Annotated in this window: 22 protein-coding genes and 2 pseudogenes; 5 read left to right on the forward strand and 19 right to left on the reverse strand. The window is 35.0% G+C overall.

Annotation, left to right across the window (positions count from 1 at the left end; all coding sequences use genetic code 11):
* Positions 1-595: IS3 family transposase (locus A9G35_RS00435; protein WP_065635243.1), on the forward strand; the 595-nt coding region annotated here is incomplete at its 5' end.
* Between the two features lie 17 nt (positions 596-612).
* On the opposite strand, the pseudogene A9G35_RS13790 reads toward A9G35_RS00435, so the two are convergent.
* The 12 genes and pseudogenes from A9G35_RS13790 to ribH all read right to left on the reverse strand — a co-directional run.
* Positions 613-1,242, reverse strand: a pseudogene (locus A9G35_RS13790) (IS5 family transposase); the annotation flags it as partial.
* Between the two features lie 158 nt (positions 1,243-1,400).
* Positions 1,401-2,756, reverse strand: coding sequence for a glutathione-disulfide reductase (gorA, locus tag A9G35_RS00445; RefSeq protein ID WP_065635244.1), 1,356 nt, complete (start codon positions 2,754-2,756; stop codon positions 1,401-1,403).
* A 228-nt stretch (positions 2,757-2,984) separates the two neighbouring features.
* On the reverse strand, positions 2,985-4,415 hold the full coding sequence (gene hldE, locus A9G35_RS00450) for a bifunctional D-glycero-beta-D-manno-heptose-7-phosphate kinase/D-glycero-beta-D-manno-heptose 1-phosphate adenylyltransferase HldE (protein ID WP_065635245.1): 1,431 nt from the start codon (positions 4,413-4,415) through the stop codon (positions 2,985-2,987).
* 46 nt (positions 4,416-4,461) lie between these two features.
* The gene (gene tatC, locus A9G35_RS00455; RefSeq protein ID WP_065609060.1) at positions 4,462-5,232 is read right to left on the reverse strand and encodes a twin-arginine translocase subunit TatC; all 771 of its coding nucleotides are present in this window, start codon (positions 5,230-5,232) and stop codon (positions 4,462-4,464) included.
* Positions 5,233-5,282: 50 nt separating this feature from the next.
* A pseudogene (gene tatB, locus A9G35_RS00460) lies at positions 5,283-5,570 on the reverse strand (Sec-independent protein translocase protein TatB); the annotation flags it as partial.
* Between the two features lie 3 nt (positions 5,571-5,573).
* The gene (tatA, locus tag A9G35_RS00465; RefSeq protein ID WP_065574409.1) at positions 5,574-5,810 is read right to left on the reverse strand and encodes a twin-arginine translocase TatA/TatE family subunit; all 237 of its coding nucleotides are present in this window, start codon (positions 5,808-5,810) and stop codon (positions 5,574-5,576) included.
* A gap of 83 nt (positions 5,811-5,893) precedes the next feature.
* Entirely contained in the window at positions 5,894-7,435 is a 1,542-nt protein-coding gene (ubiB, locus tag A9G35_RS00470; RefSeq protein ID WP_065635246.1) for a ubiquinone biosynthesis regulatory protein kinase UbiB, read from the reverse strand.
* A 14-nt stretch (positions 7,436-7,449) separates the two neighbouring features.
* A complete protein-coding gene (gene ubiE / locus A9G35_RS00475) occupies positions 7,450-8,226 on the reverse strand; it encodes a bifunctional demethylmenaquinone methyltransferase/2-methoxy-6-polyprenyl-1,4-benzoquinol methylase UbiE (RefSeq protein WP_065635247.1) in 777 nt (258 codons plus the stop codon).
* A 61-nt stretch (positions 8,227-8,287) separates the two neighbouring features.
* Positions 8,288-9,238, reverse strand: a complete 951-nt coding sequence (gene nadR, locus A9G35_RS00480; protein WP_081300070.1) for a multifunctional transcriptional regulator/nicotinamide-nucleotide adenylyltransferase/ribosylnicotinamide kinase NadR — start codon at positions 9,236-9,238, stop codon at positions 8,288-8,290.
* 141 nt (positions 9,239-9,379) lie between these two features.
* On the reverse strand, positions 9,380-10,435 hold the full coding sequence (locus A9G35_RS00485) for a TrmH family RNA methyltransferase (RefSeq protein ID WP_065635249.1): 1,056 nt from the start codon (positions 10,433-10,435) through the stop codon (positions 9,380-9,382).
* 21 nt (positions 10,436-10,456) lie between these two features.
* A complete protein-coding gene (gene nusB / locus A9G35_RS00490) occupies positions 10,457-10,876 on the reverse strand; it encodes a transcription antitermination factor NusB (RefSeq protein ID WP_065560927.1) in 420 nt (139 codons plus the stop codon).
* A 4-nt stretch (positions 10,877-10,880) separates the two neighbouring features.
* The gene (gene ribH / locus A9G35_RS00495) at positions 10,881-11,351 is read right to left on the reverse strand and encodes a 6,7-dimethyl-8-ribityllumazine synthase (protein WP_034911536.1); all 471 of its coding nucleotides are present in this window, start codon (positions 11,349-11,351) and stop codon (positions 10,881-10,883) included.
* A gap of 400 nt (positions 11,352-11,751) precedes the next feature.
* Between ribH and lpcA the strand changes: the two genes are divergently transcribed.
* Together lpcA and A9G35_RS00510 are read left to right on the forward strand one after the other, a co-directional pair.
* Entirely contained in the window at positions 11,752-12,330 is a 579-nt protein-coding gene (gene lpcA, locus A9G35_RS00505; protein WP_065560925.1) for a D-sedoheptulose 7-phosphate isomerase, read from the forward strand.
* A gap of 1 nt (position 12,331) precedes the next feature.
* On the forward strand, positions 12,332-13,111 hold the full coding sequence (locus A9G35_RS00510) for a class II glutamine amidotransferase (RefSeq protein WP_065609065.1): 780 nt from the start codon (positions 12,332-12,334) through the stop codon (positions 13,109-13,111).
* Here A9G35_RS00510 and mdtH read toward each other — a convergent pair.
* The 6 genes from mdtH to pncB all read right to left on the reverse strand — a co-directional run bounded on the left by mdtH (position 13,089) and on the right by pncB (position 20,529).
* Positions 13,089-14,300, reverse strand: a complete 1,212-nt coding sequence (gene mdtH / locus A9G35_RS00515) for a multidrug efflux MFS transporter MdtH (protein WP_065560923.1) — start codon at positions 14,298-14,300, stop codon at positions 13,089-13,091. The two genes, A9G35_RS00510 and mdtH, sit on opposite strands and share 23 nt — an antisense overlap.
* On the reverse strand, positions 14,301-14,759 hold the full coding sequence (locus tag A9G35_RS00520; RefSeq protein WP_065635250.1) for a methylglyoxal synthase: 459 nt from the start codon (positions 14,757-14,759) through the stop codon (positions 14,301-14,303). It lies immediately after the preceding gene.
* Between the two features lie 135 nt (positions 14,760-14,894).
* Positions 14,895-16,037: a porin gene (locus A9G35_RS00525; RefSeq protein WP_065635251.1), complete on the reverse strand. Its 1,143-nt coding sequence runs from the start codon at positions 16,035-16,037 to the stop codon at positions 14,895-14,897.
* A 303-nt stretch (positions 16,038-16,340) separates the two neighbouring features.
* Positions 16,341-17,489 carry a porin gene (locus A9G35_RS00530; protein ID WP_065635252.1) on the reverse strand — a complete coding sequence of 383 codons (1,149 nt, stop codon included), beginning with the start codon at positions 17,487-17,489 and terminating at the stop codon, positions 16,341-16,343.
* 281 nt (positions 17,490-17,770) lie between these two features.
* A complete protein-coding gene (gene asnS / locus A9G35_RS00535) occupies positions 17,771-19,174 on the reverse strand; it encodes an asparagine--tRNA ligase (RefSeq protein WP_065635253.1) in 1,404 nt (467 codons plus the stop codon).
* A 161-nt stretch (positions 19,175-19,335) separates the two neighbouring features.
* Positions 19,336-20,529 (reverse strand): nicotinate phosphoribosyltransferase, encoded by a 1,194-nt coding sequence (gene pncB / locus A9G35_RS00540; RefSeq protein WP_065635254.1) that lies wholly within the window; start codon positions 20,527-20,529, stop codon positions 19,336-19,338.
* 158 nt (positions 20,530-20,687) lie between these two features.
* On the opposite strand from pncB, the gene pepN reads away from it, so the two are divergent.
* Positions 20,688-23,321: an aminopeptidase N gene (pepN, locus tag A9G35_RS00545; protein ID WP_065635255.1), complete on the forward strand. Its 2,634-nt coding sequence runs from the start codon at positions 20,688-20,690 to the stop codon at positions 23,319-23,321.
* Positions 23,322-23,450: 129 nt separating this feature from the next.
* A complete protein-coding gene (locus A9G35_RS00550) occupies positions 23,451-23,780 on the forward strand; it encodes a rhodanese-like domain-containing protein (RefSeq protein ID WP_034911495.1) in 330 nt (109 codons plus the stop codon).
* 49 nt (positions 23,781-23,829) lie between these two features.
* Here A9G35_RS00550 and A9G35_RS00555 read toward each other — a convergent pair whose 3' ends face one another.
* Positions 23,830-24,678: a MetQ/NlpA family ABC transporter substrate-binding protein gene (locus tag A9G35_RS00555; RefSeq protein WP_218055883.1), complete on the reverse strand. Its 849-nt coding sequence runs from the start codon at positions 24,676-24,678 to the stop codon at positions 23,830-23,832.
* Positions 24,679-24,793: the final 115 nt, after the last annotated feature.

Below are 24,793 nucleotides of genomic sequence, written 5' to 3' on the forward strand. Positions count from 1 at the left end.
ATTGCTGGTATCAAAATACACCGTTAAACGTTATCAATCTCACAATACGGAAGTGAATGAAACCGCCACAGAAAATCACCTGCAACGACAATTTGATGTAGGTGATAAAAAACAAATTGTTGTTGCAGATTTAACCTATATTCAAGTTAAGCAACGTTGGAACTATTTATGTGTTTTAGTGAACTTATCCGATAGGCAGATTGTCGGTTACCATGTTGGCCAACATAAAACAGCAGAGCTTGTTATGTCGGCATTAAGCCAAATTAAACTGCCATTATCGAAATTAGATTTATTTCATTCAGACCGCGGTAAAGAGTTTGATAATCGGTTATTAGAGGCGTGTTTTAAGACATTTAATATCACGCATTCATTAAGCAAGAAAGGATGTCCATATGACAATGCGGTAGCGGAAGCGACATTTAAAACAATTAAAACGGAATTTGTAAAAGGCCAACGTTTCAACTCAACAGCTGAGTTACAACGCGCTTTTTCGGCTTATGCTTATTGGTATAATCATAAACGATTACATTCTTCGTTAGGCTACTTGCCTCCCGTTGAATTTAAAAAACACTTACCCCTTAATTTTTTTGTTTGAAAATGTGTTGCCATTCCATGACGATAGCGATAAAGGCACCTATCCATACTGCTTTTATCTATATCCTTACCATAATTACATTTAGCAATCACCGTTCGTCCGCCTTTTTGACGAACAAAGCACCGAAAAGGCTCGCTGTCATAACCTTTATCGGCTATCACTGTATTCACTTCATCGAGCCTTTCAACTAGGTTTTCTGCATAAGTGATATCATGTCGTTGTCCTTCAGAAAGCTCAAAACAAATAGGCAAACCACCACTATCAACCGCAAGATGAATTTTAGTTGAATGACTACCACAGCTCTGACCTATTTGCTCGGAATGCTCCGTTGTAGCGCCTATACTATGTTGATGAGCCCTGATAATCGAGCCATCTAGGAACACCCATTCAAAATCCGCTAGTTGTGATAAATGTTTGAAAATATCAACTAATATTCCTTTTTTAGACTACAAATTAAATCGTCTATAGACAGTGCTCCATTCACCAAACTCTTCTGGCAAATCTCGCCAAGGAATACCAGTTCTCATTCGGAAAAGGATCCCTTCAAACGTCATCCGATGCTCGGATTTATTATAAACTCGACCGGTATTTTTCATTATTTGTAGTAGCTTTTCCCACCGTTTATCTGTTAGCATTGTTCTTGGCATGATGAATCGAGTTATGGTTGTTTTTTGCAGAATTATTATAACTCACATCATGCCGTCTAAAAAATAATCACGAAAGATCAACACGCCCTAATATATAAAAATATTAACAAAAAAGCAGGACTAATAGCCTGCTTTTTTATTACTATTATCGGTCGTTTTTAACGCATGGTAACAAACTCTTCGGCAGCAGTTGGGTGAATAGCCACCGTATTATCAAAGTCTTTTTTAGTTGCTCCCATTTTAAGCGCTACTGCAAAGCCTTGTAACATTTCGTCCATTCCGTAACCAATGCCATGAATACCAACAATTTTTTCATCTCTCCCCACGCATACTAATTTCATTCGACAAGGTTGTCGATGCTGTGTTACTGCGGTGTACATTGCTGTAAATGTTGATTTATACACTTTTACGTTTTCTTCACCATACTGCTGTATTGCTTCTGGTTCAGTCAATCCTACTGTACCAATTGCAGGATGAGTAAATACGACGGTCGGAATATTACTGTAATCTAAATGTTCATCAGGTTTATTGTTAAATAACCTTTCTGATAAGCGGCGCCCTGCGGCAACTGCAACAGGTGTTAACGCTATAGCGCCTGTAATATCATCACCGACAGAATAGATGCCTGGGACATTGGTATTTTGGTATTTGTCGACGATAACAAAACCTTTATTATCAACCGCAATTCCTGCCGCCTGTAAATTCATGTCATTTGTTGCTGGATCACGTCCAATCGCCCAAATTAAACAATCAACTGTGTAACTTTCGCCATTTTCGAGGTTTAATGTTAGTGAATTATCACTATTTTTAATTACCGATTTTGGAACCGCAAAAGTATGTAATTGTTGTCCTTCAGTAGCAATAACTTCCATTAAGGTTTCAACAATAAGCGGATCAAAAGATCGTAGTGGTGTAGCATTGCGAACAAATTGATGTGTTTGTGCGCCCAAAGCGTGTAATACACTTGCTATTTCGCAAGCAATATAACCTGCGCCAACAACTGCCACACGTTTTGGCAAGGCTTTTAGAGCAAAAAAGCCATCTGAAGTAATGCCATATTGCGCACCTGGAATATTGGGAATGCTTGGTTTTCCGCCAACAGCAATTAGAATATGATCAGCACTATAGTGTTCGCCATTTACCTCAACGGTGTGAGAGTCAACAAATTTTGCATAGCCATGAATGACGTCAACTTTGTTATTAGTAAGTACCCGATCATAAGACTGATGAATGCGATCAATATAAGCAGTTCGGCTAGCAATTAATTTATCCCAATTGAATTGATTAATAGTGGTATCAAAACCGTAATCAGGACCATAATGTTTAATAGCTTCTGCAATTTGAGCACCATACCACATTACTTTTTTGGGTACACAACCAACATTAACACAGGTTCCACCTAATAATTTGGCTTCAATAATGGCACATTTTTTTCCATAGGACGCAGCTCGATTAATTGATGCTATCCCTCCACTACCACCACCAATGGCAATGTAATCATAATGTTTGGTCATAAAATATCCTTAATACTCTTTTTCGTTATTTGCTTATTAGCTTTGCATAAAGATCACAATAAAAAAAGTATTAATTTTGAAATTTAACAATAGTTATTACCGATTAATTAAAGTTGTATTAATTTTTTTTGCCGATTTTTATCTTAAACAAGAATTAACTAAGGTTATTAAGAGCTGAAAAGCCGATCAGCTACTTATTTCCAAGTAGCCAATTTTATTTGTGATTATTTAGCTTAGCGTTCTTTTTATTGCGTTAATAATGTTGGTTGTTGAACATCCATCTTCAAAATTGAGCACTTTAACAGTTCCACCAGCAGCAATAACTTCTTTACCGCCTGCTATATTTTCAGGTTTATAATCGCCACCTTTGACTAATACATCGGGTAAAATAGTGGCTATTAATCGTTGTGGTGTTTCTTCCTCAAATGGTACGACCCAATCAACTGAATCAAGTGCACCTAATACAATCATTCGTTGCATAAGTGGGTTTATTGGTCTTGATTCACCTTTTAACTGCTTAACCGAGGCATCGCTGTTCACTGCAACTATTAGACGATCACCAAGTTTACGCGCATTAGCAAGGTAAGAAACATGTCCTGCGTGTAAAATATCAAAGCAACCATTGGTCATGACAATTTTTTCACCACGCATCCGTGCTTTTTGAACTTCTTCTTTGAGTTCTTCTTCTGTCATTACACCAAATCCGTCATCGGCACGTGCTCGAATGGCATTACTTAACTCTACTTGTGATACTGTTGAAGTGCCAAGTTTACCAACAACAACACCCGCTGCCGCATTGGCTAAGAAACAGCTTTCCTCTAAAGATTGCCCTGCGGCTAAAGCTGCAGCTAATGTGGCAATTACAGTATCGCCAGCACCTGTGACATCAAATACTTCTTTAGCTTGAGTCGGTAGATGATAAGTTGGTTTATCTAATTGAAGCAATGTCATGCCTTTTTCGCTTCGTGTAACCAATAGCGCTTTTAGTTGGTACTGTTTAATCAGTTGGTGGCCTTTTTCTATGATTTCATCTTCACTTTGACAATGACCAACTACCGCCTCAAACTCTGACATATTAGGGGTTAAGATTGTTGCACCGCGGTAACGTTCAAAATCAGTCCCTTTAGGATCAACTAAAATTGGTACATTTGCTTGATTAGCAAGCTTAATTATTGCTTGAACTGCTGATAATGCTCCTTTAGCATAGTCCGACAAAACCAATACTTTATGCGTCGCCAATGCTGTTTGAATACGCTCAAGAATAGGAGTTGCATCAATATTGCCAAATCCTTCTTCAAAATCAATACGGATCAATTGTTGATTGCGTGATAGGACTCGTAGTTTAGTTATGGTTGGGTGTGTTGAAACAGAGACAAAATCACATTGAACTTTGTGTTTACTTAGCTGTTCATCAAGAATTTTGGCTGGTTCATCAATACCTGTCAATCCGATTAGTCTCGCGTTACCACAAAGCGATGTAATATTCATAGCAACATTAGCCGCACCACCTGGTCGCTCTTCTAAAGAGTCAATTTTAACTACAGGTACTGGCGCTTCGGGGGATATCCGATTAGTTCCTCCATACCAATAGCGATCTAACATAATATCGCCTACAACTAATACATTGGCACAATTAAAATCAGGTAATGAGGTCTTCATTATGACTTATTATCCTTAATTATTCAGTTAATTCATCTTTTATCTGTTAACTATCTTTATCAGATTCATAACTGTCGTTATCTTCTGTTTTGTCATTTTTTCGTGGTTGATAAAAACGGGCAAAAAAAGTGCCGATTTCAAATAGTAAACAGATAGGTACAGCTAATAATATTTGTGAAAATACATCGGGAGGTGTAACAAACATTGCAACGGCAAACACTCCAACAATTATATAAGGGCGCTTTTTTCGTAGACTTTTAGGCGTAGTTATCCCTGTCCAACAAAGTAGTATAATGGCAACGGGCACTTCGAAAGCAAACCCAAAAACAATAAAGAGTGTCATTACAAAATCAAGGTATTTTGTAATATCTGTATTGATAGCTACATCAATAGGTGCAGTGTGAATAAAAAAGTAAAATGCTAGTGGAAACACCACAAAGTAAGCAAATGCAATACCAAGATAAAAGAGAATTGTGCTTGATACAATTAACGGCATTACTAGACGTTTTTCATGTTGATATAGCGCTGGTGCGATAAATCCCCAAACTTGATACAGTATGTAAGGAATTGAGATAAATATTGCCACCACAGCAGTTAGCTTAATTGGGGTAAAAAATGGCGCTGCAATATCTGTTGCTATCATGCTACTACCTTGAGGTAATTGGCTGATAAGTGGATTTGCCACGATATGATAAATATCATTGGAAAAATAGAGTAAGCAAGCTAATACTAGCAAAATACAGATAATAGAGCGTAGAAGCCGTGTTCTAAGTTCAACAAGATGTCCAATTAATGGTTGTGTAGCGTCGTCGGTCATGATTTATTTTTATCTGAGTGAGAGTGAGAATCGATCACCGTTGCAGAGTCGATCTCGTTTTGTAATGATTCTGTTACGCGCTTTAAATCATCAATTGATTCTTGAATCTCTGGCGTAAGTGTTGTTAAACCACTTTGTTCAGCCTTTTTTAGACTGTCTTGTAACTCTTGTAGCTTAAGTTCTTTATTTAATTCTAACTGTACAGTAGCAGACATTCGGCGGAGTACTTTTATCCATCCTGCAACTGTTTTTATGGCAATAGGTAATCGTTCTGGTCCTAAAACCACCAGACCAATAATTAATACCAATAATAACTGACCAAAGCTGATGTCGAACACGGGTTACTCTTTTTTGCTATTGTTAGTATCTGTATTGTTAGTTTCTGATGAGTCGATATTTTCGACTTTTTGTAAATTGTCGTGCTCTTTTTGGTCGTGGCCGTCATCATCATTCATCGCTTTTTTAAAGCCTTTAATTGATGCGCCAAGATCGGAGCCTAATGTTCGTAATTTTTTTGTTCCAAATAACAAAACAACAACAGCAACTAATATGAGGAGTTGAGGCAAGCTTGGCATCATGATAATTATCTCCAGTAAGGTTAATACCTAAATTATACACACAAACTACAATTTTCCCAAATAACTAGTTTTGTGCTCAATTCTTAATGCACAATTAATATAATAATACATAATGCACAAAATAGTGCAATCACTGTATATAAATTTTGTTCACGCTTTTTTCTACGCTGAAGTTCTTGATTGATTTGTTGTAATTGAACATTCATTTGTTTGGAAATTCGTTCATAATCATTTAATTTTTCTGGTAACTGTGGCAACATGACCCGCCACTGAGGCAGCGATTCCCAAGCTTGTTGTAGTATCTTTTTAGCACTATATTTATCTCGATACCACTTTTCTAAAAATGGCTTTGCTGTTTGCCACAAATCAAGTTCTGGATAAAGCTGACGACCAAGTCCTTCAATATAAAATAGTGTTTTTTCAAGTAAGGTTAGTTGGGGTTGGATATCCATATCAAATTGACGAGCGACTTGAAATAATTGTAGTAAAATCTGTGAAAATGAGATTTCAGAAAGTGGTTTTGCAAAAGCTGGCTCACATACATTGCGCATTGCCATTTCAAGTGCAATAACATCCGTTGTTGCTGGTACCCAGCCTGATGCAATATAGGTTTCGGCTATTTTTCGATAATCTCGATTGAAAAATGCTAAGAAATTTTCTGCAAGATAGCGTTGATCATCAGCACTTAATATACCAACAATGGCACAATCAATACCAATATAACGTGGATTTTGTGGTTCAGTAATATCAACAAAAATGTTACCTGGATGCATGTCAGCATGAAAAAAGTTATCGCGAAACACTTGGGTAAAGAAAGCTTGTACTCCTCGTTCTGCAAGTAATTTCATATCAACATTATTTTGCTTTAACTGATTGATATCTGCAATGGGAATCCCTTTGATACGCTCTTCAACTATCACATTTTTTCGGCATAAATCTTGGTAAACATAAGGGATATATAAAATGTCGCTATTGATAAAATTATCGCGTAATCTAGCCGTGTTGTAAGCTTCTTTTTGTAAATCTAACTCTTTTAATAGTGTCATTTCATAATCATGCACTATTTCAACCGCTCGTAATTTTTCGCCTGATTCAATCCGCTTAGTTAATTGTTTAGCCACCCAATACATCAAACTAATATCGGCTTGGATAACGTGTAAAATGTTAGGACGCAATACTTTGATAACTACTTCGGCTTGACTACGTTTTAATATCGCCTTATGAACTTGTGCTATTGATGCTGATGCTATTGGTTTTTCGTCAAAATCTGCAAAATAATAATCAATTGGCTGCTCTAAAGCTGACTCAATTATTTGTTTGGCAATTTTACCGTCAAAAGGGTTAACTTGGTCTTGTAATTTTGCCAAAGCATCGGCTATGTGTTTTGGTAAAATATCACGCCGAGTTGAGATCATTTGTCCAATTTTCACCCAAACTGGACCTAGTTCTTGTAATGCTAGTCGTAAACGTTCACCGATTTCTTGATGTTTTGCTTTAGCTCTAACCCAAAACATACAAAATGATAAAGTGCGCAACCATTTTGATGAACGATGTTTTGGTAACAATTCATTTAATTGATAAGCTCGGAATACAGTTAATATTTTAAACAGTCTAAAAAATGTCATTATTATTCATCGCATCAAAATTTAAAGCCAGTATGTAACGCAACTATACCACCAGTCATATTGTGATATTTCACATCGACAAATCCTGCATCTTCCATCATTTTTTTCAGTGTATTTTGATCAGGATGCATACGAATGGATTCAGCTAAATAACGATAACTTTCAGAATCATTTGCCACTATTTTCCCCATCAATGGTAACATGGTAAATGAGTATAGATCATACGCTTTATTCAGGATTTGATATTGCGGTTTAGAGAATTCAAGAATTAATAAACGCCCGCCAGGTTTTAATACTCGCCACATGGATCGTAATGCTTTTTCTTTATCGGTCACATTGCGTAAACCAAATGAGATAGTAATACAATCAAAATAGTTATCTGCAAAAGGAAGTTCTTCAGCATTTGCTTGTACATATTCAATATTTTTAATTAAGCCTTTGTCGCGTAGTTTGTCTCGCCCAACTTTTAACATTGATTCGTTAATATCGGCTAACACAACTAATCCATCATCGCCAACAAGTTGTGAAAATTTTGCTGTTAAATCACCAGTGCCGCCTGCCAGGTCTAAAACTTTTTGACCTTTACGCACACTGCTATATTCAATGGTGATTTTTTTCCAAATACGATGTATGCCAAATGACATGAGATCATTCATAACATCATATTTATCAGCAACTGAGTGAAATACTTCAGCAACACGTTTTACTTTTTCTTGTTTGGGTACTTGTGTGTAACCAAAATCAATTTTTCCTTGGTTTGTGTTATCTGATTTATCAGAAGATTGAGACATAAAATTTACCTAGCACAAAGATTTAGATTATTTTAACACAAGCCAGAATAAATGTGATGAACTAAATCAATAATGCTTCAACCTTCTTTGAAACTGTTTCAAAATATTCCAGTTGGGAGCATTTTTGTTTTAAGTCTTTCTCGTGAATCACTAAATCAAAATGGTAACTGTTTTTAAGTGCATTTAAAACATCACTTTCTTTTTCAAAGATTTGATTGTAATACCGTGCTAATGTTTCAAAGTCAATTGAAGTAAAAACAAGTTTATTCGCAGTTTCAACGGCTTTTGCAAGTCGTTCAACATGTAGCATTGCAATTTTAATATAATCGGAATTATTCAAATAACGTTTGTTATGGTGAATTGAGATTTCTCGTTCAATATAATTAATATAGCCATTTGATACATATTGAGTATTATAGATATTAGCAAGTTGAATAGGTAGGTCATAAAATCTATTTTTCCCAATAATAGCCACTTTTTTAACAAAAAAAGGCTTTGCTGCTCGTGCAATAAAAGACCAATTTTTATAAGGGTTTTCACGGATTTGTGTGGCACTGATATTCATAAAATGCCGATCAGCATCAACAATAGAAACCGAACAACCAAAATAGTGTTCATGGTTTTTGGCATCTTGAGGTTCACTGGTAAAAATAACATCGGGAGTAATTTTATGTTCGGCAAGGAGTTGCTTAACACGACAACTCCAATCTTGCCAACCGTTAGGGTAAAAATCAATACCTGCTTCATCAAGAATATGAATATGAATATTGTGACGATCTTTAAATGTCGTTTTTAACCATGAAAAACGATCACTTACTTGAGGTTGCTTGGGAAGTCGGCTTTTATTAAATAGCTGTTTATCACGTAATGCTTCACAACCAAGAAAAATATGCAATTCATCAACTTCACTTACGGCTTTTTCAATTAAATAAACATGGCCACGATGTAAAGGATAAAATTTACCGAAAATTAAACCAACTTTATATTTAGACGACATAACTGCTACCGACATATTTAAATACTTGTTCACACTCTACAGAAAAAAAATGTAATTTCTAACCAAATGATGCTATTGATATCTATCATCAATAAAAAATAACGTTATCATTTTTCTCATTGATTAATCTGATAAGAAAGATGAAATGACAAAGATTTATTTTTGTAAATTTGATAATAAAATCCCCGTTGCTACAGAAATATTAAGTGCCGGCATATTTTCATTACCTTGTAAATGCAAGACGACATCAGCATGATTAATCAACTTCATGTTGATTTGCTGAAAAATAACTACAGCAACTTTTTTGTTAAATCGGGTTTTATATAATTCACTTGATGCAATGGATTTTGCCTGACAAGGTAATAGCGCAACAACTTGATAGCTATGTTGTTTAAGCATATCGATTGAAGCAATAAAATCGTCACTTTTAATTACCGTAATGGCTTCTATTCCACCTTCTGATACCCGCATAGCAGCGCCACTATCAAGTAAATTTGTTTGACGTAATATAACGCCATTAACACCATAAAAAGCAGCACTACGAATTAAGCCACCTAAATTATGGGGATTATGAACATCGTCAATAGCTAAAATACAATCATGATCTTTATTACTATTATTTTCTAAATAATCCAATAAGGTAAGTGGAACACGTTTTTTTACAATTAGGCAGACACCGCCATGGTGTTGAGTTTGAGTTATTTTACTAATTTGCTCACTAGAGATAACATCATAACCTAACCGTTGTTTGACTAACCAGTCTATTAGATCTTTAAACTGGTAAGTCATCTCTTGGGTAATAAATAGTTTAACAATAGCTGTGCGTCGATGTTTGAAAACTGCTTTACAGCTATTTTCACTATAAACTAAAGTTTCTTCTTTACGTTGGCGATAGCCATCATAGCCAAAAGTAGGTACTTGCTCATTATCACGAACCTTTTTTTGCCATGGTGAATCATTATCGATAGATGATTGAGATTGATTAAGTTCAACATTAAAACGCTTTTTTGCAAACTCAGATTTATCATTTCGAGATTTGAATGTTTCAATACGATCATGACGATCTCGTTTAGATTTCAACTGAGATGAATCATCTTTACGTTTGTCTTTCCATCGAGAAGGCTTTTCAATAGCCGAGCGAGAATGCTTTTTAGATTCACTATTTTTTGCGTAAAAAATAGATGGTTTATTTTTTTCGGTATTGTCGTTCATATCAATCTCACAATTAATCGGTTATCGCGTACGAATGGTTGGGGCTATTTTATCTAATACGCCATTAACAAATTTATGGCTGTCAGCAGCACCGAAGGTTTTTGTTAAATCAATGGCTTCATTAATTACCACTTTATAGGGCACATCTTGACGTTTCATTAATTCATACAGTGCGATTCTAAGTATCGCTAATTCAATTTGTCCTAATTCATCAACAGATCGTTCAGTGAGATAAGGCGTCATTTTATCATCTAATTCGGTAGTATTTTTTGCTACACCATTTAATAATTCACGAAAATACTTAGAATCGACGCCTTTCATATCTTGTTCTGTAATAAAACTTGTCTCAACATCAGCCAGATCGTTTCTGGAAACTTGCCAAGAGTAAATGGCTTGTACCGCACATTCTCTTGCTCGACGACGAGGATTAACTAATGCCACAAAATTACTCCTTAATTGCTTTAATAATATTTAGCATTTCCAGCGCAGTTAATGCAGCTTCAGCTCCTTTATTGCCTGCCTTAGTGCCTGCACGTTCAATTGCTTGTTCTATACTTTCGGTGGTTAAAATACCAAATCCTACTGGAATAGTGTTGTCTAAACTTGTACTTAATAATCCAGAGCTTGATTCACCAGCAACAAAATCAAAATGCGCTGTACTACCACGAATTACGGTACCTAACGCCACAACGGCATCATATTTTTTGGACTGTGCAGCAACTTTAACAGCTAGAGGAATTTCATAAGCACCGGGAACCCAAATAACAGTGATATTTTTATCATCAACTTGTCCAATACGTGTCAATGCATCAATTGCACCATTTACTAGGCTATCATTAATAAAATGATTAAAACGTGCCACTACAATTGCAACTTTAGCTTTTGGTGCAGCAACTTTACCTTCAATCGTTTGCATATTAATTCCTTATTAATTCTATTTTAAATGCCATTTCACTCTGTTTTGCGTGAAAAAATACTTAGTAAATTGTATCACGAATTAAAGACTTATCCTATTGGCAAATGGCGTTACGACCAAGTTCTACCCAATATATTATTTAAAATAAACGCAAAGAATTTAACTATTGCAAATGTATTATTTGTTAAGTTTAAAATTAATTTAAATTTTGTTGTTATTTCAACCATTATGATTAGAAATAATTTTAATTTATTTTTATTTCAATCCTTATTTTTACACTTAACAGCATACTTTCTAAAATCTTTTGTCAAAATAAGGAATTTTATTTTATCGCTTGCAAGCTATTTTGAACAAATTACAATAGTCTATAAATTTATTTATTATTGATGGAGAAATACCTGTGTATATTGACAATATTCGTGATGAATTAAACCAAGCTATTGACGTATTAACTAATTTTGTTTCAGACGATAAAAATCTCCAACAAATCCAAAAAGCAGCTATTTTAATTGCTGATTCGTTTAAACATAGTGGTAAAGTTTTATCATGTGGTAATGGTGGCTCTCATTGTGATGCTATGCATTTTGCTGAAGAATTAACTGGTCGCTATCGTGATAATCGCCCTGCTTATCCAGCGATTGCCATATCAGATGTAAGTCACATTTCGTGTGTTGGTAATGATTTTGGATTTGATTCTATTTTTTCACGTTATGTTGAGGGTGTAGGCCAGAAAGGTGATGTACTTTTAGGTATCTCTACTTCAGGGAACTCAGCTAACGTGCTTAAGGCAATTGAAGCAGCAAAACAAAAAGGGATGAAAATTATTACGTTAACTGGTAAAGATGGTGGTAAGATGAATGGACTTGCTGATGTTGATATTCGTGTTCCGCATTTTGGTTATGCCGATCGTGTGCAAGAAATCCACATCAAAGTTATTCATATTCTTATTCTGTTAATTGAAAAAGAGATGGCTAAATAATATGTGCGAATTATTGGGTATGAGCGCCAATGTACCAACCGATATTTGTTTTAGTTTTACAAGCCTAATAAAACGAGGTGGGGACAAAGGTCCTCATAAAGATGGTTGGGGAATTACTTTCTATGAAGGAAAAGGCTGCCGAACATTTAAAGATCCAGAGCCTTGTAGCTATTCGCCTATTGCTAAAATGGTGAAAGAATATCCCATCAAATCTAAAGCTGTGATTGCTCATATTCGACAAGCAAATCGAGGCGGTGTCGCACTAGAAAATACCCACCCATTCACCCGTGAACTCTGGGGTAAAAATTGGACTTTTGCCCACAATGGACAATTAACCAATTACCAAAATTTAGATACAGGGCTTTTTCAACCTGTTGGAGAAACCGATAGCGAATTTGCCTTTTGCTATTTAATTAATCAATTACAGCAAAAATATTCGCAAAAACCTGTCGATGATCTTGAGCTATTTAATTTTATTAAGCAATGTGCCGATCAATTAAGCCAACTAGGCATATTCAATATGCTACTTTCTGATGGGCAATATGTGTTTGCCTATTGCACAACGAATTTGCATTGGATAACCCGTAAAGCACCATTTGGCAAAGCAAAATTACTGGACGAAGATGTAGAAATTGATTTTCAAAAACATACAACACCCAATGATATTGTTACTATCATTTCAACCTTACCATTAACTTCAAATGAGATATGGCAAAAACTTAATACTGGCGAAGCGATTTTATTTAAAGATGGCGAAATTAGCCAATCTTCCGCATTTTAATAGGATGCATTGGCGACTCATTTTTAAATTGATGATGTAAATAACTTAAAGTTAATAGTCCAATTGTAGTAAGCACAATCCATGGAAGGTGCGGAAATCCTATTTGTATAGCAATATCATATAACCAACCTGCACCGGTATAACCAATAAATCCACCAAGCGCAAGCCCTAAACGGCTAAATCCCATATAACTACCTTTTGCTTTGGGATTACTTAATACAGTCGACAAGGTTTCACGGGCTGGTTCAGCAATAATTGCACCAAAGTAAAACAGTGCAATAAGTGATAATAGTACGATTAATTGTGATGTAAAACCAATAATAATAAAAGCAAATGACATTAAAAATAGACCAAATTTAAGGCGCTGATCTAATCTGAAATATTTTTCGCTCCATCGAGCAAGTGGATAAAGCAGTACGAGAGAAATAGAAGCTTGTATAGCATACATCCATTTTACATAACTTGGGCTACCTGACACGTTTGTGATTGTTAAAGGTAACATCAACATTATTTGCACCCATAGTACATAATAACCAGTTAACGTAAGAACATAGCGGGTGAACTTTTTATCTTTGATAACCATTTTCATACCATTAATAATAGGCGCTTTGCCAATAGCAATATGGTAAGCTGGCAGGAAGAAAAAATTAAAAATTCCACATAAGAAAAAAATAAAAGCACCACACCAGCATACTAAATGGAAGTCATAATCAATTAAAATTCCACCAATAAGAGCCCCTATTACGGCTCCGGCATTATCTTGTATCATTAACAGTGATATGAACTTACCTCGCTCATGTGGACGAGTAAATTTAATAGTCAGTCCCATACGAGGCGGATCAAATAGTAGTCCGCCTAACGCTGAAAGTAAGCAAGAAAGTAATAATAACCAAGGCTCACTAGCAATCGCCATAGAAATAAAACCAACACAACGTAAAAACATGCCAGCAACAATCATTGGTTTAGCACCAAATCGATCAGCAATAGCACCACCAATAATACCAAAACCTTGTTGAACAAATTGCCGAAATCCTAACGCAAAACCAACAAAAAGTGCACTCCAACCAACTTGACTAACAAAGTGGGTTGAAACAAGCGGAAACACAACATAAAAACCCAAGACAATAAACAGATTATCAAGTAAAAGTATTTGCCGACCTGTTTTACGAATTTGAGATGGTATTGGCATTTATTTAACTCTTTGATTTAAATAGTTTTGATAATCAGGAATTTCAATATCAACTTCTTGCGTAAAAATAGAGGACTGAATTAATGCATTGGCTGTGGCTTGATTAGTGGCAACTGGAATATTCCAAACAGTAGATAATCGTAACAATGCTTTCACATCTGGATCATGAGGTACAGCATTAAGTGGATCCCAAAAAAAGATTAAGATATCAATTTTACCTTCTGCAATTAATGCACCTATCTGCTGATCTCCCCCCATCGGACCACTTAACATTGGCGTGATATTTAATCCTGTTTCTTGCTTTATTAATGTTCCAGTAGTGCCCGTGCCACATAAATTATGACGAGAAAGCTCTTCACGATTTTTTTTACACCAATTTAATAAAGAATCTTTCAAGTGATCGTGAGCAACTAAAGCAATATTTTTTTTAGCCAGTAATTTACGTGTGGTATATAGCATCATCGTATCCTAATTCATTATTATATTCTTTTTAATTTTTAACAGAGTATTAATCAAAGCGCAAGGGTTATTTAATTGATAATAGATAATAAAAAAAGGCACCGAAGTGCCTTTTAAAAATAAAGATACAATCAATTAGAATTGGTAAATTAAACCAAGTGCCACTGTGTCTTTTGTTGTGCCCTTGATTTGTGATTTAGTAAATGAACCATCTTCATATAAAGCACGGCGTGCACCGATATCATCTTTATCTAACAAGTTAATTTTATAATCGATAATAGCTTGTAGGTTTTTGTTAAAGTCATAAGTTAAACCAACATCAACATATTTAGCTAAATCATTACCTTTAAGCCCTGCATCACTTGAATAACTAGATGCATCCTTAACTTTATGTTGGATATAAGCAACAGATGGCGTTAAGCGACCCACTTCAAAGTCAATACCATATTGAGCAACTAATTCATAGCCTTTGGTTTTTAAATCATCAGCGCTATGAGTAGTTGAGGCATTATCCCAACCATATTTTTGTTTACCTTGAATATATAACGCCGCTAAATAAAGGTTGTCGTTATCATATTTGATACCTGCTGACCATGCTTTAGCATCCTTATGACCACCCGTTTGTGCATAACCAGCACCAACCGATAAACCTGTATCAAGTACATCCCAATCAACAACAGAACCCCATGCTTCAGCACTATTGCGTTTATCATTAAGAGTATAATTACCGAAATGACGCGTTGAGCTGTTATCTCCGTTATCCGCATATTGAACGGCAAAACGTAAACCATTCACTAAGCCAAAGAAATCTGAATTACGGTAGGTTGCAACGGCTTTAGTACGAGCTGTTAATGCATAAAGATCATTATCAGAAGCATCACCACCAAATTCTGGTAAAACGTCAGTGTAAGATGTTAATGTTTTTAATACACCATCATTGCGACCATAGTCGAATGAACCAAAATCACCAAAGTTTAAACTAGCAAATGCATAACGAGTTTCATTATCAGCATTTTTACCTGTCTTTGCTTCATACTCCCAACGACCATAGCCAGTTACGCTGTCTGTCACTTGTGTTTGACCTGACATACCTAAACGTGCAGTGGTTTTGTCACCTTCACCCGTTTGATTATTACGATCAGTAATATAGTTTAATGCGTAAACACGACCATAAAAGTCAACTTTATTACCATCTTTATTCCACACTTCAATAGAAGCGTTTGCTGTACCTGCAATTAAAAGTGCAGGAATAGCGATTGCTAATAGATTACGTTTCATTTTTACCCTCAAAGGTATTTTATATTATTAAAGATGCAAATTACTTTGCTTTTGGTGTAATAACTAATAGCTAATAAATAACAATTATATTATTACTGTGACATCTATTTTTATTAGATAAAACAGATTTTATTGTACACATTGTCTATTTAACAATGATAATTAGATTAATTCTGCGAATTTACGAATATTTTAATACTTAATGTAAAATGTTTTAATAACAAAATGTGCTTTTGCTTTGAAAGAGGTTTAATAAATAAAAAAAGGCACCGAAGTGCCTTTTTATAAGATATTAAGAAGCAATTAGAATTGGTAAATTAAACCAACACCTAACACGTCTTTAGTACCTGGTTTAGTTCCGTGACCACGATCATTCACTGTATTTTTTGCTGCACCGTAATCATCACGATCTAATAAGTTGAATTTGTATTCAACAATTGCACTGAAATTTTTGTTTAAATCGTAAGTTGCACCTAAAGATACATATTTAACTACAGGTGAGCTGTATCCGCTATTGTGGTAACGAATATTATCTTCGACAAAATTCACACCATCAGCTTTAACTTTATGTTGAACATAAGCTAAAGATGGAGTTAAGCGACCTACTTCTAAATCAATACCATATTGAGCTACTAATTCAAAACCTCTAACTTTAACATCAGCTGTTTTATAATTACCTCTATGCGTCGGTCCATATTCTATTACATCTTTAAATTTAGATTGGAAGTAGTTAGCACCTAAATATAAATTATAGTTATTATATTTAAGACCACCAGCCCAAGTGCTTTGACGATTAACACTGTTTGAAGTTTGTGCATAACCTGCACCAGCAGTTAAACCAGTGTCAAAGATGCTCCATTGAACGTTTGCACCATAAGCTTCACGAGATTCACCTCTGATTGCATCTTCTCTAAAATTATTTGAGTTATCACCGTTATCAGCATATTGTAATGCAAAGCTTAAATCGTTAAATAAACCGAAGAAGTTATTGTTACGGTAAGTTGCAACAGCTTTAGTTCGAGCTGAAAGTACGTTCCAATCGTTGTTTGCTGCATCACCACCAAATTGTGGTAATACGTCAGTATAAGCAGTAATTGCTTTTAACACACCGTCGTTACGACCATAGTCAAATGAACCAACATCACCAAAGTTTAAACCAGCAAATGCATAACGCACTTCATTGCTAGAATCTTTACCAGCTTTAGCTTCATATTCCCAACGGCCGTAACCAGTTACGCTATCAGTGATTTGAGTTTGGCCTGACATACCTAAACGAGCTGAAGTATCATCACCTTCACCTGCTTGTCCACGATCAGTGATGTTGTTAGCTGCTTTTACTCGACCGTAAAAGTCAACTTTATTGCCGTCTTTGTTCCAAACTTCGATAGATGCATTTGCACCAGCTGCGACTAAAAGCGCAGGGATAGCGATTGCTAATAGATTACGTTTCATTTTTTACCCTCATGGTTATTTTTAAAAAGACACTTCCATAAGTTTAGTGTCAATTTTGTTTAAAATTTATTCACCCAAAAGATAATTATATTTTTATTATCTTTATCCACTTTTTACAGTATCGTAAATTATGTATAAATTTTTTTTAAAATCAAGCGAACTTTTCATTAAATATGATGTCTAACCCATAAATTAGCTCTGTTAGGTTAATTTTTAACCATTTAAGGGTGGGATTTATTATTTTTAATCTTAACTAAATTTGGGCTTCATTTTCAATTAACTTAAAAATTAGCATTACGCGGCGTTCTTGGGAATGGGATAACATCGCGCACATTTTGAACACCTGTTACATAAACAATTAAACGTTCAAAGCCTAAACCAAAACCAGAATGCGGCACAGTACCGTATCGACGTAAATCACGATACCACCAATAATCTTCTTTTTTGAGTCCCAATTCTTCCATGCGCTTATCCAACATATCTAAACGTTCCTCACGCTGAGATCCACCAATGATTTCACCAATTCCTGGCGCTAAAACATCCATTGCCGCTACCGTTTTACCGTCATCATTCATACGCATATAAAAAGCTTTAATATCTTTCGGATAGTTTTTTACTACCACTGGTGCTTTAAAATGTTGTTCAGCTAAATAACGCTCATGTTCTGAAGCTAAATCAATTCCCCAGCTGACTGGGTTTTCAAATTTAACATCACAATTTTGTAAAATGGTAATAGCATCAGTGTAATCCACTTGAGCAAAATCAGCATTAATAAAGTTTTCAAGGCGATTGATTGCTTCTTTATCGACATGCTGTGCAAAAAATTGCATATCGTCAGCTCGTTTTTCTAGCACAGCTTTAAACACATATTTCAACATATCTTCAGCAAGCTTTGCATTATCATTTAGATCAGCGAATGCTACTTCAGGCTCCATCATCCAAAACTCAGCTAAATGGCGAGTAGTATTTGAGTTCTCTGCCCTAAATGTTGGACCAAAAGTATAAACTTTAGAAAGTGCACAAGCGTAAGTTTCGGCGTTTAATTGCCCAGAAACGGTTAAAAAAGCTTCTTTACCAAAGAAATCTTTATCAAAATCAACTTTACCATTATCAGATTTAGGTAGATTTAGCATATCAAGTGTTGAAACGCGAAACATTTCGCCCGCCCCTTCAGTATCTGATGCGGTAATAATAGGAGTTGATAGCCAATAAAAGCCACGATCATTAAAAAATTGATGAATTGCTTGCGCAAGCGTATGGCGTACACGCGTTATCGCACCAACAATGTTGGTTCTTGCACGCAAGTGAGCAACTTCACGAAGATATTCAATTGAATGGCGCTTTGCTGCCATTGGGTAAGTCTCGGGATCGTCAACAAAGCCATACACTTCAACTTGCGTTGCTTGTAATTCATATTTTTGACCTTGACCTGGTGACTCCACTACTTTACCAGTGACTTTAACGGAACAACCAGCTGTTAAACGCAAGATTTCTTGTTCATAATTAGGTAAATTATTTTCAATAACAGCTTGAATAGGGTCAAAGCAGGAACCATCGTAAACAGCTAAAAATGAAATACCTGCTTTAGAATCACGGCGAGTTCTTACCCAACCTTGAACTGAAATAGCGCTACCAACAGCAATTTTGCCTTGTAACACATCAACAATAGGTGCAACTGAAGTCATTTAATTATCCATCTCTACATTAATTTGTTTAAGTAATATTTAAAGTAATACAGATATATTCTAAAGACTATCCCATAACTAAATGGAATTCTTGAATAACTAGTTTTTTATTACTAATTTTTAGTTTCTAATATTAATAATAAGTTAAACATGAATTATTATCATTGTTTAATACTAAAAGTTCGTTTTAATTCATCAATAAAATCTAAATCCTGAGATATCGTTTTACCTGGACTATCTGATAGTTTAGCCACAGATTGATTATTACATTCTGTTAATTTAAGCACAATGTTCAATGCTTTGGTATTGGCATCTTTAGATGGAATATCACAAGCTAAAAAACCGCCGACGCCAAAAGATAATTTTACGCGATGATTAAAATGTTGATAGATTTTAATCGCCTTATCAAAATTTAAGCTATCAGAAAAGACTAAAAGTTTAGTTTGTGGATCTATGCCCAATTGCTGATAATGAGCAATTGCTTTTTCACCCCATTGAATTGAATCACCTGAATCATGACGAAGCCCTTGATAATGAGAAGCAAAATGCAAATTAAAATCGCGTAAAAATGCATCCATTGTAATACAATCTGTTAATGCTATTCCTAAGTCATAAGGATATTCATCTAACCAAACCTGAAGAGCATTTCTTTGGCAATCTTGAAGATTAGCACTTAAGCGTTGATGAGCCTGAAACCACTCGTGTGCTTGCGTTCCAACAGGAGTAAGCCCTAAACGATAAGCCAGTAAATAATTGCTAGTACTATGAAAGTTATGAAAGTGCATTTTCAAATAACTGACAACGGCCTCTTGCACCGCAAACGAATAACGCCTACGTGTACCAAAATCCATTAAATTAAAGCCCGACATATCCATACTAGCTGTTTTTTCATTAAACAACGCCAATTTATCTTTTAGCCGAGCTAGTGCTTCAGGAACGCCAATATTAGGTGAGCGATCTTTATGAAAAATTTCACTGATAACGGCAAGTAATGGTACTTCCCATAAAATAACATCTAGCCATTTACCTTCAATTGTAATAGAAAGCACGCCACCTTCATTTTTAATAGTGAGCAAATCACTATTAAAACGCCATTTTTTAAGCCAATTTAAATAGTCAGATTTAAAAAAAGAAATATTTGATAAATAGTTAAATTCATCATCAGACAGCGCCAATGATTCCATTAATTTCACTTGATGTATTATTTCATCAACATATTGCCCCAATAAATCATCACTACGACAACGAAACTGCGCAACGACAGTTACCTCTGGGTAGAAATGAAATACAGCCTGTTGCATATGCAACTTATAAGCATCAGTATCTAATATTGATGTAATTATTGCTGGTAACATGTAAATTTAGTGCTATTGCTTTAAATAAAAATTTCAAAGATTATAGCAGAATAATAATGAAGATATAGATTAATTATGTAATAAGATTGTTTTTAATCGACTATAATATCAACCAGTATAAAATATAAATTGATTTCAAACCAAAAGGTCATAACAACATGAATACAAAAACACCTGAATCACAGCCTATTGCCAAAAATCGTCTTGATTATAAATCACCCGATTTTACCATTACCGACATTGATCTTGATTTTGATTTAGCTCCCGAAATAACAACCGTCACAGCTCGTAGCCGTGTTATTAAGAAAAATAATGAAGTGGACAATTTAATTTTAGATGGTGAAGATCTTAAATTGATTTCTGTTAATATTGACGAACAACCATGGCATGATTATCAGCTCACAAAAGCTGGTTTAATCATTCAGCGTGTTCCAGCAGAATTTACATTAACGATTGTTAACGAAATCAAACCAATTGACAATACAGCACTTGAAGGATTATATGTATCAGGCGAAGCGCTCTGTACTCAATGTGAAGCAGAAGGATTCCGCCATATTACCTATTATCTTGACAGACCTGACGTTCTTGCTCGCTTTTCAACACGTATTACCGCGAATAAACAACATTATCCTTATCTACTTTCGAACGGTAATCGCATAGCGCAAGGCGAGCTTGCAGATGGACGTCATTGGGTACAATGGCAAGATCCTTTTCCGAAACCGGCTTACTTATTTGCATTAGTTGCTGGTGATTTTGATATTTTAAAAGATCAGTTTATCACGCAATCAAAGCGGAAAGTTGATTTAGAAATTTACGTTGATAAAGGTAATTTAGATCGTTCGCAGTGGGCTATGACAAGCTTAAAAAATGCCATGCGTTGGGACGAAACACGCTTTGGGCTTGAATACGACTTAGATATCTTTATGATTGTAGCGGTTGATTTTTTCAATATGGGAGCAATGGAAAACAAAGGATTAAATATCTTTAATTCAAAATATGTGCTTGCCAAACCACAAACAGCAACAGATGATGACTATCTAGGTATTGAAGGTGTAATTGGCCATGAATATTTTCACAACTGGACTGGTAATCGGGTAACCTGTCGCGACTGGTTCCAACTTAGTTTAAAAGAAGGATTAACTGTATTTCGAGATCAGGAATTTAGCGCTGATATGGGATCTCGTGCAGTAAAACGCATTGAGGATGTCAAACTTTTGCGCACCGTTCAATTTGCCGAAGATGCTAGTCCAATGTCTCACCCTATTCGGCCTGAACAAGTAATAGAAATGAATAACTTTTACACAGTCACCGTGTACGAAAAAGGCGCTGAAGTTATTCGAATGATGCATACTTTATTAGGAGAAGATAAATTTCAAGCAGGGATGAAACTTTATTTTAAACGCCATGATGGTAGTGCCGCAACTTGTGATGATTTTGTTGCAGCCATGCAAGATGCCTCAGGTATCGATTTAACTCAATTTAAATTATGGTATAGCCAATCAGGAACACCTGAATTAACCGTTACCGATAATTATGACGAGAAAAATCAACAATATACTTTAACAGTAGAACAATATACGCCAGCTACTCAAGATCAAGCACAAAAACAGGCTTTGCATATCCCACTTGATATCGAGTTATATCAACATAATGGTGAAATAATTCCACTGCAATACCAAAGCAAATCTGTTCACCATGTTTTAAATTTAACACAAAACAAACAACAATTTATCTTTGATAACGTAACTCAAAAACCGATTATTTCAGTATTACGTGATTTTTCAGCACCTGTTAAGTTAACTTATGATTATCAAGATAATGATCTTATTTTCTTAATGCAACACGCTACTAACGCATTTAGCCGTTACGATGCAGCTCAAATGTTATTAGCAAAATATGTTCGCTCGAATGTGAAAAATTATCAAGAAAATCAAAATCTAATGTTGCCTGATTCAGTATTAGATGCATTTAGAGCCGTATTGTTATCAGAAAAAACTGACCCTTTCCTTATTGCACAAATATTAACCTTGCCATCTGAAAACGAGTTGGCGAATTTATTTACTGTGGTTGATCCAATCGCAATTCATCAAGTGCGTCTATTTTTGTTAACTCATTTTGCAAACGAATTTTATGATGAACTATTAGCCGTTTATCACCACAATAAAACATCACAATATCAAATTAAACATAATGACATTGCTAAGCGGTCACTTAAAAACTGTTGTTTAACTTTATTAGCTCATGCCGATGATAATTCGCACGCCAATACATTGGTTAACCAACAATATTATCAAGCAAATAATATGACTGATTGTTTAGCCGCCTTGAGTGTTGCTGTAAAAGCTGAACTTGATTGTCGAACTGAGTTATTGGCTAACTTTGATGACAAATGGCATCAAGATGGACTTGTTATGGACAAATGGTTAGCACTAAACGCAACAAGCCCAGAAAAGAATGTTCTTGCTACCGTGAAAAAATTATTAACTCACCGCTCATTTACACTCAGTAACCCAAATCGGATTCGTGCATTAATTGGAGCATTTGTAAATAATAACCCTGTGGCATTTCACGCTGAAGATGGCAGTGGTTATCAATTTTTAGTTGAAATTCTCACTGAGTTAAACCTAAAAAATCCGCAAGTTGCAGCAAGGCTTATCGATCCTCTAATTCGATTAAAACGTTACGACAAAAATCGTCAACAGCAGATGCAAAAAGCACTTGAGGCATTGCTAAAAATTGAAAATTTATCTAAAGATTTATTTGAAAAAATTAACAAGGCACTAGAAGCCTAAATAGGAAATAGCATTCTGCAATATCGTTGTAGGATGCTATTAATAAATTTAAAATTGAAGTTGAAATTTTATACTAAAACGTAGAGTTTCCTGAAACTTTTTTACAAGCGCTTTAATAAGTTTTAAATAATGACAATAAAAGAAATCACTCCCATAGAACTTGCACAAAAATTAAATCAGCAAGATAATCTATTTCTACTCGATGTACGAGAACCCAATGAAATAGCCATTTGCAGTATTGGCAACGCAACTCATATTCCAATGAATATGATCCCTTTATATCTAGATAAAATCCCAGATGAAATCGATATTGTTATTTATTGTCATCACGGCAGACGTAGCCTAACTGTTGCTCATTATTTAGCAGAAAACGGTTTTGATCCTAACTTTCTCTATAATCTTACAGGAGGGATTGATGCTTGGGCGCTAACAATTGATAAACAGATGGCACGATACTAAAATGCCCGTTATCAAACGGGCTTTTCTTCATTACTTTACCTTGCTATGCTTATTCTTGAGGCATCACCCAATAACCATTTTGGTTATGCGTTTTCATATAATCTTTAAATTGTTGAGATTGATAAATACGCTTCACATCTTGAGCCCATCGACTATTTTCGTTTCCTTCATTCACTACAACCATAATTTCCAAATCAGGAATGATGGTTTCAGAAAGTAATGCTTTGTTCGAGTCAATATTAGCAGAATAAACAATGCTACCTGGAATTACCGCAAAATCTAATTCATTAAGCACTCTAGGAATATTGGCCGAATCCATTTCAATAATTTCAATACCTGCAATATTTTGAGCAATATCATTTTTACTAACAATAATAGGATTTGTATTATTTTTTAATTTTATCCAACCAGCTTTTTCAAGTAGATTATATGAACGAGCTGCATTAGAAGCATCTTGTGGAATAGCAACTTTTGCTCCTGAAAAAACTTGCGTTAATGAGGTGAACTTATTTGAAAATATTGCCGCAGGTACCGATGGTACATGCACAACCGATTTTAAATTTGCTTTACGCTGGGCATTAAACACATTCATATAAGCTGTGTGCTGTGCAACGGTTAAATCAATACTACCTTCACTTAAAGCTACGTCTGATTCAAGTAAATGCGGAAAATTCACTAATTTAACCTTATAACCCTCTGATTCAAGTATGGGTTTAACAGCATCATTAAAAAGATCGTTATATGGACCTGGTGATACGCCCATGCTAATTTCTTTTTTTGTCTGATTATCGACTGGTTTAGACGAATTATCACAACCAATAGTCAAAAACGCTAAACTAGCAACTAAAACGACTGATATGTATTTAAATATTTTTTGTTTGATAAACGCATTTTTCACTTCAGCTATCCTCTATAAGCTATAAGCATTAAATACACTCTAACACAGAAAAAAGCATTCATTTATTCCAAGTAATTCTATCTTATAACTATATGGAATAAGATATAAAAAACGA

This window comes from Gilliamella sp. Choc5-1 (assembly GCF_001690595.1).
GTDB classification, from domain to species: domain Bacteria; phylum Pseudomonadota; class Gammaproteobacteria; order Enterobacterales; family Orbaceae; genus Gilliamella; species Gilliamella apicola_M.

What these genes read in the sequence shown, in the direction of transcription:
- tatA (WP_065574409.1), bottom strand. Translation starts at nt 5,810, where the DNA reads ATGATGCCAAGCTTGCCTCAACTCCTCATATTAGTTGCTGTTGTTGTT.
- tatC (WP_065609060.1), bottom strand. Translation starts at nt 5,232, where the DNA reads ATGACCGACGACGCTACACAACCATTAATTGGACATCTTGTTGAACTT.
- ribH (WP_034911536.1), bottom strand. Translation starts at nt 11,351, where the DNA reads ATGCAAACGATTGAAGGTAAAGTTGCTGCACCAAAAGCTAAAGTTGCA.
- ubiE (WP_065635247.1), bottom strand. Translation starts at nt 8,226, where the DNA reads ATGTCTCAATCTTCTGATAAATCAGATAACACAAACCAAGGAAAAATT.
- pncB (WP_065635254.1), bottom strand. Translation starts at nt 20,529, where the DNA reads ATGTTACCAGCAATAATTACATCAATATTAGATACTGATGCTTATAAG.
- gorA (WP_065635244.1), bottom strand. Translation starts at nt 2,756, where the DNA reads ATGACCAAACATTATGATTACATTGCCATTGGTGGTGGTAGTGGAGGG.
- asnS (WP_065635253.1), bottom strand. Translation starts at nt 19,174, where the DNA reads ATGACTTCAGTTGCACCTATTGTTGATGTGTTACAAGGCAAAATTGCT.
- nadR (WP_081300070.1), bottom strand. Translation starts at nt 9,238, where the DNA reads ATGTCGGTAGCAGTTATGTCGTCTAAATATAAAGTTGGTTTAATTTTC.
- mdtH (WP_065560923.1), bottom strand. Translation starts at nt 14,300, where the DNA reads ATGCCAATACCATCTCAAATTCGTAAAACAGGTCGGCAAATACTTTTA.
- A9G35_RS00485 (WP_065635249.1), bottom strand. Translation starts at nt 10,435, where the DNA reads ATGAACGACAATACCGAAAAAAATAAACCATCTATTTTTTACGCAAAA.
- pepN (WP_065635255.1), top strand. Translation starts at nt 20,688, where the DNA reads ATGAATACAAAAACACCTGAATCACAGCCTATTGCCAAAAATCGTCTT.
- A9G35_RS00530 (WP_065635252.1), bottom strand. Translation starts at nt 17,489, where the DNA reads ATGAAACGTAATCTATTAGCAATCGCTATCCCTGCGCTTTTAGTCGCA.
- ubiB (WP_065635246.1), bottom strand. Translation starts at nt 7,435, where the DNA reads ATGACATTTTTTAGACTGTTTAAAATATTAACTGTATTCCGAGCTTAT.
- hldE (WP_065635245.1), bottom strand. Translation starts at nt 4,415, where the DNA reads ATGAAGACCTCATTACCTGATTTTAATTGTGCCAATGTATTAGTTGTA.
- A9G35_RS00510 (WP_065609065.1), top strand. Translation starts at nt 12,332, where the DNA reads ATGTGCGAATTATTGGGTATGAGCGCCAATGTACCAACCGATATTTGT.
- A9G35_RS00525 (WP_065635251.1), bottom strand. Translation starts at nt 16,037, where the DNA reads ATGAAACGTAATCTATTAGCAATCGCTATTCCTGCACTTTTAATTGCA.
- A9G35_RS00520 (WP_065635250.1), bottom strand. Translation starts at nt 14,759, where the DNA reads ATGCTATATACCACACGTAAATTACTGGCTAAAAAAAATATTGCTTTA.
- A9G35_RS00550 (WP_034911495.1), top strand. Translation starts at nt 23,451, where the DNA reads ATGACAATAAAAGAAATCACTCCCATAGAACTTGCACAAAAATTAAAT.